The sequence below is a fragment of the Streptomyces sp. NPDC026206 genome, assembly GCF_040638465.1.
Lineage (GTDB): Bacteria > Actinomycetota > Actinomycetes > Streptomycetales > Streptomycetaceae > Streptomyces.
Genome location: NZ_JBEZYL010000014.1, coordinates 152,713 through 164,524, shown reverse-complemented (window position 1 = coordinate 164,524; position 11,812 = coordinate 152,713). Strand labels below are relative to the sequence as shown.

13 protein-coding genes are annotated in these 11,812 nt (G+C 72.2%); 6 read left to right on the top strand and 7 right to left on the bottom strand.

Annotation, left to right across the window (positions count from 1 at the left end; translation table 11 throughout):
* Nucleotides 1-170: 170 nt before the first annotated feature.
* The 3 genes from AB0F13_RS20540 (at nt 171) to AB0F13_RS20530 (ending at nt 1,662) form a co-directional block, all read left to right on the top strand.
* Nucleotides 171-722 (top strand): hypothetical protein, encoded by a 552-nt coding sequence (locus AB0F13_RS20540; protein WP_362083979.1) that lies wholly within the window; start codon nt 171-173, stop codon nt 720-722.
* Between the two features lie 105 nt (nt 723-827).
* Nucleotides 828-1,046: a DUF5302 domain-containing protein gene (locus AB0F13_RS20535; protein ID WP_362083977.1), complete on the top strand. Its 219-nt coding sequence runs from the start codon at nt 828-830 to the stop codon at nt 1,044-1,046.
* A gap of 169 nt (nt 1,047-1,215) precedes the next feature.
* The gene (locus AB0F13_RS20530) at nt 1,216-1,662 is read left to right on the top strand and encodes a hypothetical protein (protein ID WP_362083974.1); all 447 of its coding nucleotides are present in this window, start codon (nt 1,216-1,218) and stop codon (nt 1,660-1,662) included.
* A gap of 60 nt (nt 1,663-1,722) precedes the next feature.
* On the opposite strand, the gene AB0F13_RS20525 is transcribed toward AB0F13_RS20530, so the two are convergent.
* The 5 genes from AB0F13_RS20525 to AB0F13_RS20505 form a co-directional block, all read right to left on the bottom strand.
* On the bottom strand, nt 1,723-2,628 hold the full coding sequence (locus tag AB0F13_RS20525; protein ID WP_362083972.1) for a hypothetical protein: 906 nt from the start codon (nt 2,626-2,628) through the stop codon (nt 1,723-1,725).
* Between the two features lie 129 nt (nt 2,629-2,757).
* Nucleotides 2,758-3,138, bottom strand: a complete 381-nt coding sequence (locus AB0F13_RS20520) for a DUF6233 domain-containing protein (protein ID WP_362083969.1) — start codon at nt 3,136-3,138, stop codon at nt 2,758-2,760.
* Between the two features lie 279 nt (nt 3,139-3,417).
* Complete coding sequence (locus AB0F13_RS20515; protein WP_362083966.1) at nt 3,418-3,546, bottom strand: DUF6126 family protein; 129 nt, start codon at nt 3,544-3,546, stop codon at nt 3,418-3,420.
* Nucleotides 3,543-3,893, bottom strand: coding sequence for a metalloregulator ArsR/SmtB family transcription factor (locus tag AB0F13_RS20510; RefSeq protein WP_362083963.1), 351 nt, complete (start codon nt 3,891-3,893; stop codon nt 3,543-3,545). Before AB0F13_RS20510 ends, AB0F13_RS20515 begins: the two co-directional genes overlap by 4 nt.
* 5 nt (nt 3,894-3,898) lie before the next feature.
* The gene (locus AB0F13_RS20505) at nt 3,899-4,093 is read right to left on the bottom strand and encodes a hypothetical protein (protein ID WP_362083960.1); all 195 of its coding nucleotides are present in this window, start codon (nt 4,091-4,093) and stop codon (nt 3,899-3,901) included.
* A gap of 474 nt (nt 4,094-4,567) precedes the next feature.
* Here AB0F13_RS20505 and AB0F13_RS20500 point away from each other — a divergent pair, with 474 nt between their 5' ends.
* Both AB0F13_RS20500 and AB0F13_RS20495 read left to right on the top strand, forming a co-directional pair.
* A complete protein-coding gene (locus AB0F13_RS20500) occupies nt 4,568-6,376 on the top strand; it encodes a glycosyltransferase (protein ID WP_362083957.1) in 1,809 nt (602 codons plus the stop codon).
* Between the two features lie 78 nt (nt 6,377-6,454).
* The gene (locus AB0F13_RS20495; RefSeq protein WP_362084009.1) at nt 6,455-8,377 is read left to right on the top strand and encodes a kelch motif-containing protein; all 1,923 of its coding nucleotides are present in this window, start codon (nt 6,455-6,457) and stop codon (nt 8,375-8,377) included.
* A gap of 96 nt (nt 8,378-8,473) precedes the next feature.
* Here the strand turns inward: AB0F13_RS20495 and AB0F13_RS20490 are convergent, their stop codons facing one another.
* Nucleotides 8,474-9,502 carry a glycoside hydrolase family 6 protein gene (locus AB0F13_RS20490; RefSeq protein ID WP_362083954.1) on the bottom strand — a complete coding sequence of 343 codons (1,029 nt, stop codon included), beginning with the start codon at nt 9,500-9,502 and terminating at the stop codon, nt 8,474-8,476.
* Nucleotides 9,503-9,630: 128 nt separating this feature from the next.
* Nucleotides 9,631-10,695, bottom strand: coding sequence for an ATP-dependent DNA ligase (locus AB0F13_RS20485; protein WP_362083951.1), 1,065 nt, complete (start codon nt 10,693-10,695; stop codon nt 9,631-9,633).
* Nucleotides 10,696-10,773: 78 nt separating this feature from the next.
* Here AB0F13_RS20485 and ligD point away from each other — a divergent pair, with 78 nt between their 5' ends.
* On the top strand, nt 10,774-11,787 hold the full coding sequence (ligD, locus tag AB0F13_RS20480) for a non-homologous end-joining DNA ligase (RefSeq protein ID WP_362083948.1): 1,014 nt from the start codon (nt 10,774-10,776) through the stop codon (nt 11,785-11,787).
* The last annotated feature ends 25 nt before the right edge of the window (nt 11,788-11,812 follow it).

The window sequence follows — 11,812 nt, the reverse complement described above, 5'->3', positions numbered from 1 at the left end:
ATCCCCCGTCTTTATCCCCGTCGCTCCGTCCCGCACCCCTGTCAACACGGGCCGGACGGGCTGGAAATCAGCCCGTCCGGCGCTTGAGGACGCAGCACAGCCAGCCCGTCCGGCGCTTGAGGACAAAAGGGCGGCAGCAACCACTGCTCGATCACCGACCCAGGAGCACCGTGCCCGACCTCCGCACGCCCGCACCCAGCGCCCGGACCTCCCGCCGGGCCCTGCTCGCTGCCGCGGCCGCGTTCGCCGTCCAGCCCGCGACGGCCACCGCGTCCTCGGCCGCCACCCCGGCGCCCGCCACCGTCCGCATCACCGAAGGGCAGGTGGGGGAGACCGGGCCGGGCGGCACGATCGTCTACCCCAGTGTGACCAGCTGCCTGACCATCACCCTCCGGATGGGTGACGGCGGCAAGGTGGGCGCCCACGCCAGCCTTTTCCAGGTGCCCGGCGAACTGCGGTCGGACGAGATCCTGGCCGCCGCCGCGCGCCGGGCCGCGGGCCGTCGTATCACCGCCGTCGAGGTCAGGGGCGCCGTCGGCGCCTGGCACCCGGGCTATTTCACCAAGGCCATCGAGAGCTACACCGACGGTGAGCCCGTCCCGTACCCGACGCGGCCCGACCCCGGTGGCCTGGCGCGGGCCGTGGCCACGGGCCTCGGCCTGCCGCAGCGTGTGCGGGTGTCCGTCCAGGACGTGCCCGACGGCGACCAGACGGTCACCTGATCTTCGGCTCGCGCGGGGCGGCCCCGGGCCGGCCCGTTCCGGGGGACGGGCAGCGCCGGATCTGTGCGAAGCTGTGGCGAACACCCCGATGACCAGGAGGTTTTAATGACGGCGGACACAACGGGGCAGGACGCGGCCGTGAACGGCGAGAGCGCCGGGGGCCCCGAGGACGAAGTGAAGCGTAAATTCCGCGAGGCGCTGGCCCGGAAGCAGGGCAAATCGGCCGACGGTGGCGCCAACGGTCAGAACCGCGACGGATCCAAGGTGCACGGCACTCACGGCAAGGTCGGCGGCCAGCGCAACTTCCGCCGCAAGAGCGGCTGACCGGCGCCGGGGGCGGGCGCACACCGGCCGGCCGTCGCGCCCGGTTGTGCCTGGTCTCGCGCTCAGCGGGCATGCGCCCTGCTGGGCGCGGTGCAGGTGTGCCGATAATGGGTGCGCCCCGCGACCCGCGGAGCATCGAACCGTCACAGCACCGACCCAGGGGGCGCGGATGAACAGCGAGCAGAAGAACGACCGGCAGCGGTACCGAGGACGCCTGGCCCGCCGGGTGTCCGCCGTCATCGCGCTGGCCCTGGGCGCCGCCCTGCTGGCCACGCCCGCATCGGCGACGAGCCCGTCCCCGGCGGGCGGCACCGTGCGCGCCGCCGTCGCGGCTGCCGGCAGCTCCGACGCCGCGACCACCGCCGCCGGCACTGCGGTGGCCGTCGACGCCGCGTCGCATCACAAGTCCACCGCCGGCCACCAGACGCTGGCGAAGGACAAGAAGAACCGGACGCTGGCCAAGGACAAGAAGAAAAAGAAGAAGAAGAAGGGCTTCTTCAAGAAGCTCGGGGTGGCCCTTCTCATCGTGATGATCCTCGGCACCCTCTTCGTGGTGGCGATGATCGTGCTGGCGGTCTTCCTGATCCGCCGGGCCTTCAAGCGCCGCCGCGCCTGACGCCCGCCCGGAGCACCGTGTGAGGTCTCGCCCGGCCCCGGGGGCCGGGCGAGCCGCCGGTCATCTGGTCTTCACCACCCACGTCAGGGCGAGCCACGGCGTGGCCGCGGCGGCGGCCGCCAGGCACCAGCCCGTACCCGTGCCGGGGAAGCCGATGAGCAGCGGGACGACGAGAGCGGCCCCGCACGCGAGGACCGCCGCGGCGGGCAGGTGCACCCAGGGCTCGAATCGACGCGCGTAGCGCACGCCCGCTTCGCGCCGGTGGAGCGCCACGCTCGTCACCAGTCCGGCCGCGAGGCCGAGGATCCAGATGGTCGGCAGCGCGATGATGCGGCCGGCGAACGAGCCGATGTCGTTGTCCGGGGCCTGACGCACCCCCAGGTCCGGCCGGTCCGGCGCGTACAGCAGCTCGACCGTGCGGCCCTCTTCCGGCTTGCCGCTGGTGTGCACCGCGTCCACGGTCACCTGCCGCGGGCCGGAGGCGAAGGGGACGCTGACGACGATCGTCGACGCGTACTCGTCGGCGCCGTTGATCTCCGCGTCCGTGGGGCGGGGTGCGCCGAGGATCTTCTCGATCCGCAGTTCGTACGTGCTCCCGCCGGCCCGGTCGGCCCGGGCGAGCCACTCGCCCTCCGCGCCGTCGGGTCCCACGCCCTGGCACAGCGCGGCCATGCTCGTGAGGGCGATGCCGAAGCCCAGCACCCAGCACAGCAGTCGCGAGGACCGCGGCTCGGGCCACGGTTCGTGCCGCCTGCGCCAGGCCTTCCTGCGCAACGCGGCGCGCCGGCTCGCCCGTACGACTGAGGAAGCGAGCAACCAGCACGCGGCGCATACGCCGGTCGCGGCCAGCAGCTGCAGTTCATGCCGCTTGGGCGGCAGTTCCCGTAACGGGACGACGCCGAGCAGCGCGGTCGCGTAGCCCACGAGCAGCGTCGCCCACCCCGTGAGGCGCGTCCATATCCTCATGCCGTGCTTCCCCCACCCACCTAATTGATCTTGCGGTGGACAGCGTAATGGGGGGTGCGGCCCTCGCCCGCCGCGGGCCCGCGTGCCGGGCGCCGAGGGGGTCTCGGCGGCCGCCCGGCACGGAGACCGTCACTCGAACGGGACCAGGAACCGCTCCGGTTCACAGGCGTCGCAGAACCGGACGTCGTACTCGGCCGCCTTGCGCCGGGCCTCGGCGGTGGTCACGGTGTCCTCCCCGCCCCGCGGTACCCAGCAGCCCGCGTGATGCAGCTCCTGGAGGGTGCCACCGGGGCGGCGGTGCACCGTGATCGGCCAGACGGCATCCTCGAGGTCGTGCCGCCACTCGCCGCTGAGGCGCTGGAGCACGACTTCCCGTATCCAATCGCGCGAGGAAATGCCGTTCTCCTGCGCGGTGGCTTCGATGCGGGCGAGTTCATCAGGGGTGAAGAGCTCCTCCATGCCGCCGGACAGTAGCAGCGCGGCGCTGCCCGCGACCCCGGTTCCGGGCAATGGCCCACGGTGCTGACCTGCGCGTTGACTGGAGCGGAGGGAGCGCTTCCGAGCGTCGTGGCGGCCGGTTCGTCCTGCGACGTGCAGCTGAGGGGCTTTTACCAGGGCTGGCATAGGACGCGGACCTATACCGGCACGTGATGCCCCCATACATTGCTTACGCCACTCTTGGCCATTCCGTTACCACCTGTCCTCCTGAATGCCGGTTCCCGGCTCGCGCGCGAGCCCGGCACGCCTGTCCATGGCCGCGGCCGACGCCCGTCCGCCCCGGCTCGGGCATCACTTCGCGTGGGCGCCGAGGTAGAAGAGCAGCCAGATGAAGCCGGCCAGGACGTGGCCGAAGACGACGTAGATCAGCACGCGCCAGCCCACCGCCTTCTCGGCGTACTTCTCGCAGTCGTGGGTCATTGCTGTTCCGCTCCTGTCCTGGTGGCTCCGCGCAACTCGCTGAGCAGCTCCTCCTGACCGGTCAGCACCTGGGTCAGGATGCGCCGGGCGGCGCCCAGCAGCTCCGCCACGTCCCCGCCGGCCAGGGCGTAGACGACGGTGGAGCCCTCGCGGGTGGAGGTCACGATGCCGGAGCGGCGCAACACCGCGAGTTGCTGGGAGAGGCTAGAGGGCTCGACGCCGATCGCGGTGAGCAGGTCGCGCACCGGCATCGGCCCGTCCTGCAGCAGTTCCAGGACCCGGATGCGCACGGGGTGCCCGAGCATCCGGAAGAATTCCGCCTTCGCCTGGTACAGCGGCACGCGCACGCCGATCAACTCCTGCCCTGCCCGTCGTCCTCGTCCACGATGTCCGTCGTCACGCCGTGCGCGAGGGCCAGCCGGAGCGCGTCGTCCAGCTCGTCCTCGGCGATCGCCGCACCGTAGCTGTCCCCGGCCGCCCGGGCCGCAGCCAGGGCCGCGCGCGCCGCGCGCACCCGCTCCCGCATCGCTTCAGCGAACGCACTCACGGCCGCCCCCTCGGTGGTTCGTCGTCCGGCATCCTGCGCATCTGGTGAATTGAAGAATTCTGCAATTCTAGAGCACTTCGCTCCCCCTCCGTCGCCCGTGGGCTGGGTGAGTGATGCGTTGCCGCTTTCGGTGCGTTTGTCACATGATCAGAGGTCCGGGTTGTTAGTTTTTCTCCGCGTTGTCCCGTGTCCTCGTGCGGCTGGGGGTGTTTGGTGGCGATTTCAGCGAGTGACGCCCGTCCGGCGGCAGCCCGCGGGCGCCCCGACACGAGCGCGTCCGGTGACGGAGACAGTGACGGCCCGGCCGCGCCGAGCGCATCGCCCGACGAGGAACCGGGCGCGAATCCCGCCGCGGTGCCGGGCCCCGGCGGAACGGGCGGACCGGGCTCCGGTGGGCCCGCAGGCCCCGGAACGGGCGGCCCGGGACAGGGCGGCACAGGCCCGGGCGGCGACGGCCCGGGGACCCCCGCAGTCGTGGGGCCGGCCGCGACGAGCGGTCCGGCAGGCTATGACTACGTGGGCTTCAGCCGGCTGGCGGGGGAGCTGACCGAGCCCCCGAACGGCGTCTACCAGGTGCGCTACCGGCGGCTGCTGAGCCGTGGCCCCGGCGGCGGAGTTGGGGTGATGCTGCTGGTGGCGGCCGCACCCCTGGTCTCCGTGGCGCTCCTGCTCTGGCTGATCTCCCCCGAGCACTGGCTCTACCGGCCCTATGTCAGCGACTGGGAGCGGTTCGCCGACTCGGTGATGCTGGTCTCCATCGGCCTCATCGAGCTGTTCCGGGTGGTCAACGTCGCCTCCAACGCCCATGCGACCTGGGTGGCCCGGGACCCGGTGCCCGTACGCGCCCAGCCGGGCACGCGCGTGGCGTTCCTGACCAGCTTCGTGCCGGGCAAGGAACCGCTGTCCATGGTGCGGGCGACGCTCGAGGGGGCCGTACGCATCGAGCACGAGGGGCCGCTGGACGTCTGGCTGCTGGACGAGGGCGACGACCCGGAGGTCAAGCGGCTGTGCGAACAGCTGGGAGTACGGCACTTCTCCCGCAAGGGAGCCGAGCGCTGGAACCAGCCCTCCGGCACCTTCCGCGCGCGCACCAAGCACGGCAACTACAACGCCTGGCTGGACGCCCACGGCGACGAGTACGAGTTCATGGCCTGCGTGGACACCGACCACGTGCCCCTGCCCAACTTCCTGGAGCGGATGCTGGGCTACTTCCGCGACGCCGACGTGGCCTTCGTGGTCGGCCCCCAGGTCTACGGCAACTACACCACCGCCGTCACCAAGGCGGCCGAGAGCCAGCAGTTCCTCTTCCACGCCCTGATCCAGCGCGCCGGCAACGCCTACGGCTCGCCCATGTTCGTGGGAACGAGCAACTGTGTGCGGATCAGCGTCCTGCGCCAGATCGGCGGCCTCTTCGACTCGATCACCGAGGACATGGCCACGGGCCTGGAGATCCACCGCCGCCGCAACCCCGCCACCGGCCGGCGCTGGAAGTCCGTGTACACCCCCGACGTGCTCGCCGTCGGCGAGGGCCCCTCCAGCTGGACGGACTTCTTCTCCCAGCAGCTGCGCTGGTCGCGCGGGACCTACGAGACGCTGCTGCGCCAGTTCTGGCGGGCTGTGTGGACCCTGCCGCCCGGGCGGCTGATCAACTACACCTTCATGATCGCCTACTACCCGATGGCCGCGCTGAACTGGGCCCTGGGCGCCTTGACCTGCGCGCTCTTCCTCGGACTGGGCGCCTCCGGAATCACCGTCGAGTCCTCGCTGTGGCTGATGCTCTACTGCGACGCGGCGGCCCTGCAGGTCGGGCTCTACGTATGGAACCGGCGCCACAACGTGAGCCCCCACGAGCCCGCCGGCTCCTCCGGAGCGGCCGGCATGGTGATGTCGGCCCTCTCGGCACCGCTGTACGCCCGGTCCCTGGGCGAGGCCCTGCTGCGCCGGCGCTCGCGGTTCGTGGTGACGCCCAAGGGTGATTCCGCCAGTCCCGACTGCATGGCGACCTTCCGCACCCACCTGATGTGGGCGGCGGTCTTCGCGCTGTCGCTGATCGCCTCCTGGACGCTGAGCCACGCGCACACGGCGATGCGGATCTGGGCCCTGCTCGCGCTGCTGACGGCGCTCGGGCCCCTCGGCGTCTGGCAAGGGGGCCTGTGGCGGGAGCGCCGGCTGGTGCGCCGGGGCCTGACCCCGGCGCCCGCGACGGCCGGCGCCCCGGCAACCTGCGGGCAGCCGGAGGCGGGGGTCTCGCGTCCGGTGGGGCAGCACCGCCGGCAGATGTGACGACACGTAGCAGAACGAGCCGGTCGATGGGATGTGGGTGCGGTGAGGTTGCTGCCGAACGCAAAGGAACGCAGGGTGATGCTCAGCGTCGGCGCGGTGCTGGCACTGGTCGCCGCGAACGGCCCGGCCGCCACCGGGTTCGCCGAACGGGCCTGGCACGAGTACACCGTCAACCAGGAGGCGTACAAGGCGCGCTACGGACACTGGGACGTCGTGGACGTTCCGGGGAGGTTCCGCATCAACGCCATCCACGCCGCGCTGCTGCGCACCGGCAGGGTGCTGCTGATCGCCGGGTCGGGCAACGACGAGAAGAACTTCCGGGCCGGGACGTTCCAAAGCGTCCTGTGGGACCCGGTGCGCAACACCTTCAAGCACATCCCCACCCCCAAGGACATGTTCTGCGCCGGGCACGCGCAGCTCCCCGACGGAAAGCTCCTGGTGGCGGGGGGTACCGCACGCTACGAGAAACTGACCGGCGACGTACGGCGGGCCGGCGGCGCGATGCTGGTGAAGAACGAGAACCCCGATGCCCCCAGGACCTTCCCCGCCGGCACCGTCTTCGTGGGCTCCTCCGGCAAGCGCTACCGCTCCCAGGTACCCGTACTCGTCCCGCGCGCGAAGAAGGACGTCACCGGGAAGGACGGGCACGCGGGAAAGGACAAGCACGCCGGGAAGACGGTCACGGTCACCGCCGCCCAGGCCCGGGTGTACGTGGAGGCCGTCGCCGAGGGGGAGGGCGGCATCACCCACACCGCCGACCAGTACCGCATCCAGGGGTTGACGGGCAAGGACGCCCAGGACCTCTACGGGCTGGCGGCCAAGCTGGGCCTGGACAAGAAGGACTTCCAAGGGCTCAAGGAGACCTACGAGTTCGATCCCATCGCCGAACGCTACGTAACGGTCGACCCGATGTCCGACGCCCGCTGGTACCCCACTCTGGTCACGCTGGAGGACGGGCGGGTGCTGGCCGTGTCCGGCCTGGACGACATGGGCGAGATCATTCCGGGCAGGAACGAGATCTACGATCCCCGGACCCGTACCTGGTCCGCCGGCCCGAACCGCTACTTCCCCACCTACCCCGCCCTCTTCCTCACCGGTGGCGGCCGCCTTTTCTACTCCGGCTCCAACGCCGGCTACGGCCCGGCCGACCAGGGCCGCAAGCCGGGCCTGTGGGACGTGCGGAGCAACGCCTTCGAGCCCGTACCGGGCCTGGTGCGGCAGGACATGACGGAGACCTCCGCCTCTGTGCTGCTGCCCCCGGCCCAGGACCGGAAGGTGATGATCCTCGGCGGCGGGGGAGTGGGGGAGTCCCACCGCTCCACCCGGCGCACCGCGATCGCCGACCTGAGCGCCCCGGCCCCCCGGTATGTCCCGGGACCCGACCTGCCCCGGCCCACCCGCTACCTCAACGCCGTCCTGACGCCCGACGACCGGGTCTTCACCACCGGCGGCTCGGGCGACTACCGGGGCAAGCGGGGCTCGGACATTCTGCGCGCCCAGTTCTACGACCCGCGGAAGGGTGCCTTCGACACCGCCGCCGAGCCCACGGTCGGCCGCGACTACCACTCGGAGGCGCTGCTGCTGCCCGACGGGCGGATCGCGGTCTTCGGCTCCAACCCGCTCTTCGCCGACAAGGAAGGCAACCGCATGGGCGCCTTCGAGAAGCGCATCGAGGTCTACACCCCGCCCTATCTCTACCGTGACCGCCGTCCCGCGCTGCGCACGGGGCCTCTTGAGGCGGGGCGCGGGGGAGCGTTCACGTTGCCGGGGACTGACCGGCGGGAGGTGGCCGCGGTGCGGTTGATGCGGCCGAGTGCGGTGACGCATGCGACGGATGTGGAGCAACGGTCGGTTGCGCTGGGCTTCGCCCGCGGGCGGAACGGTGCGGTGTCCGTGACGGTTCCGGAGGATCCGTCGCTGGTGCCGGCGGGCTGGTACATGGTCTTCCTGGTGGACCGGGCGGGGACGCCGTCGCGGGCGGCGTGGGTGCACGTGCACTGAGGGCGATCACCGGACCGGCTCGGTTTTCCACCGGTCCGGGTGACAGGGTCGAGCCCGTCCGGCGACCGAGGAGCGGGCTCCGGGGCGGAGCCCCGGTCATTGAGTGGGGGCGGGCGAGGCCGTCGCCAGGCCCAGGGCGTACTCCGACCACCAGCGCCCGGCCTGGGGAGCCCCCCGGCAGGAGCCGTCCGACTCGCCGGGGCGCTTGACCCAGACGAACGCGTCGACGCGCGGGTCGCCCGTCGCCGTCGTGGGAGGCGTGCCCAGCGCCCGGCCCGGCGGGTTGCACCACGATTCGTCCCCCGAACCGGGTGGCGCGGGCGGCAGCGGCCCGTTGCCGTTGCGGCTGGTGTCGATGATGTAGTGGGCGCCGCCCAGCAGATCCGACAACCGGCCGCCGTACGCCCGGGTGACGGAAGTGGTGTGGAAGTTGGAGACGTTCAGCGCGAAGCCGTCCGCCTTGGCGATCCCCGCCTGCTGCAAAGCGCCGGCCAGCAGCCGCTGGTCGGAGATCCATCCCGCGTTGCCGGCGTCGACGTACACCGACGTGCCGCGCCGGGCCTTGAACGTCCTCACCGCTTCCGCCAGCAGTCCGAGGCGTTCCGCCTTCGCGTCCGCCTGCAGACAGCCCGAGGCCCACTGGGCGACCGCGTCGGGCTCGAGCACCACCCACGCCCGGCGCTCGCCGATGCCGGCCGCGGCGCGGGCCACCCACTCCCGGTAGGCGGCGGCGGTGGGCGCGCCGCCGGAGGAGTACTGGCCGCAGTCGCGGTGCGGGATGTCGTACGCCACCAGAAGGGGGATGCGGCCGGCGCGTTCGGCCTCCTCGACGACTCGCCCGGCCTGTTCCTCCGGGTCGTCGCCGGTCATCCAGACGGCAGTGGGCTGCACCGCGATGCGCCGCACGGCCTGGGCCTCCTCCTCCCGTCCCCGCTCCTGCCAGATCTGCGCCTGCTTGGCGGGCCGGTTCACGGGCTCGGCCCAGAAAGGGGAATCGGGGCCGTCGGCGTCCGAGGCCGTGGCGGCTCCCGCGCAGAGCGGCAGGCACACGGCACCCGCGCATGCCAGCACGGCGGCACCCCACCGTGCACCGCTGACGAAGCGTGTCGTCCGGGCCCTTGCCATGAGCACCACCTCTCCACCGGGTGCGGTACTTCTCCCCGCAGTGGGATGTGGCGTCCCGTCAGATGTGCGTTTTCTGCGCCGTACGAGGGGCGTTGTTGCTCCGAGGGGAGGCCTGCGCTGACGGAGCGTCAGGCGGTGCCGAGAACCTGCGCCAGGTCGTAGCCGACCGGCTCCTCCAGCTGCGCGTAGGTGCACTGCTCCGGTTCCCGGTCCGGGCGCCAGCGGCGGAACTGGGCCGTGTGCCGGAAGCGGTCGCCCTGCATGTGGTCGTAGGCGACCTCGACCACCCGCTCCGGGCGCAGCGCGATCCAGGACAGGTCCTTCTTGCCGGTCCAGCGGCTGGGGCCGCCGGGCAGCCGGCCGGCGGCCTGGGCCTCCGCGCTGGCCCAGTCCTGCCACGGGTGGCCGGCCGCGGAGGGCATCCGCAGGGGCTCCAGCTCGGTCATCAGCTCCTGGCGCCGGCGCATCGGGAAGGAGGCGCAGACCCCCACGTGCTGCAGCCGCCCGGCGGCGTCGTACAGGCCCAGCAGCAGCGAGCCGACGACCGGGCCGCTCTTGTGGAGCCGCAGCCCGGCGACGACGCAGTCGGCGGTCCGCTCGTGCTTGACCTTGACCATGGCGCGTTCGCCCGGCAGGTACGGCAGGCCCGGCGGTTTGGCGATCACCCCGTCCAGCCCCGCCCCCTCGAACTGCCCGAACCACCCCCGGGCCACCTCCAGGTCGTAGGTGACGGGGGCGGTGAACAGCGGGTCGCGGGCGTCGCGCAGGGCGTCCGTCAACGCGTCCCGGCGCTCGCGCTGGGCCGTCGCCATCCAGGACTCGTCGCCCAGGGCGAGCAGGTCGAAGGCGATCAGGCTCGCCGGGGTCGCCTCGGCCAGATGGCGTACGCGCGAGTCGGCCGGGTGGATGCGCTCCAGCAGGGCCTCGAAGTCCAGGCGGCCCCCGCGGGCGATGACGATCTCCCCGTCGAGGACGCAGCGCGGCGGCAGCTGCCGCAGCAGGGTCCCGGTGAGCTCGGGGAAGTAGCGGGTGAGCGGCTTCCCGGTGCGGCTGCCGAGCTCGATCTCGTCGCCGTCGCGGAAGACGATGGCCCGGAAGCCGTCCCACTTGGCCTCGTACTGCATGCCGGGCGGGATCGCCGCCGCCGGCTTTGCCAGCATGGGCTGCACGGGAGGCATCACCGGAAGGTCCATGACCTGGATTGTGCGGGCGAGGCCGGGGCCCCGCCCGCCGACAGGCGCGGCCCTCCCGTTCGGCCTAACGTGACACGCATGGCAGAGACCCTGGAGCTCACCGTCGGCGAGCGGACGGTACGGCTGTCCCACCCGGACAAGGTCTATTTCCCGGAGCCCGGGTTCACCAAGTACGACCTGGCCCGGTACTACCTGAGCGTCGGCGACGGCATCGTGCGTGCCCTCAAGGACCGGCCCACCACCTTGGAGCGCTACCCCGACGGGGTGGACGGCGAGTCCTTCTTCCAGAAGCGGGCGCCCAAGAACCTCCCCGAATGGATTCCCACCGGCCGGATCGCGTTCCCCAGCGGCCGGTACGCCGACGAGATCTGCCCCACCGAGACGGCGGCCGTCCTGTGGGCGGCGAACCTGGGCTGCCTCACCTTCCACCCGTGGCCGGTGCGGCGCACCGACACCGACCACCCCGACGAGCTGCGCATCGACCTCGACCCGCAGCCCGGCACCGACTACGCGGACGCGGTCCGCGCCGCGCTCGAGCTGCGGGACGTCCTGGCCGGGCTCGGCCTGACCGGCTGGCCCAAGACCTCCGGCGGGCGCGGCCTGCACGTCTTCGTGCCCATCACGCCGGACTGGACGTTCGCCCAGGTGCGCCGGGCGGCCATCGCCGTCGCGCGGGAGCTGGAACGGCGGGCGCCAAAGCGGATCACCACCGCGTGGTGGAAGGAGGAGCGCGGGGAAAAGATCTTTGTCGACTACAACCAGACCGCCCGCGACCGCACCATCGCCAGCGCCTACTCCGTAAGGCCCCGCCCGCACGCTCCCGTCTCCGCGCCGCTGCGCTGGGAGGAGCTGTCCAGCGCCGTCCCCGAGGACTTCGACCTGGCCACGATGCCGGCCCGGTTCGCCGAAGTCGGCGATGTGCACGCCGACATGGACGCGCACCCCTGCGGGCTGGCGGCGGCGCTCGACCTGGCCGCGCGCGACGAGCGCGAGCACGGACTGGGGGATCTGCCCTACCCGCCCGAGCACCCGAAGGTGAAGGGCGAGCCGAAGCGCGTGCAGCCCAGCCGGGCGAAGAAGAAGGACGGCTGAGGTCTCCGGTGACGGCCGAATGGTC

Excerpts from the sequence above, each read along its gene's own strand:
- AB0F13_RS20535 (WP_362083977.1), top strand. The coding sequence starts at position 828 with ATGACGGCGGACACAACGGGGCAGGACGCGGCCGTGAACGGCGAGAGC.
- AB0F13_RS20530 (WP_362083974.1), top strand. The coding sequence starts at position 1,216 with ATGAACAGCGAGCAGAAGAACGACCGGCAGCGGTACCGAGGACGCCTG.
- AB0F13_RS20525 (WP_362083972.1), bottom strand. The coding sequence starts at position 2,628 with ATGAGGATATGGACGCGCCTCACGGGGTGGGCGACGCTGCTCGTGGGC.
- AB0F13_RS20515 (WP_362083966.1), bottom strand. The coding sequence starts at position 3,546 with ATGACCCACGACTGCGAGAAGTACGCCGAGAAGGCGGTGGGCTGGCGC.
- AB0F13_RS20495 (WP_362084009.1), top strand. The coding sequence starts at position 6,455 with ATGCTCAGCGTCGGCGCGGTGCTGGCACTGGTCGCCGCGAACGGCCCG.
- AB0F13_RS20490 (WP_362083954.1), bottom strand. The coding sequence starts at position 9,502 with ATGGCAAGGGCCCGGACGACACGCTTCGTCAGCGGTGCACGGTGGGGT.
- AB0F13_RS20485 (WP_362083951.1), bottom strand. The coding sequence starts at position 10,695 with ATGGACCTTCCGGTGATGCCTCCCGTGCAGCCCATGCTGGCAAAGCCG.
- ligD (WP_362083948.1), top strand. The coding sequence starts at position 10,774 with ATGGCAGAGACCCTGGAGCTCACCGTCGGCGAGCGGACGGTACGGCTG.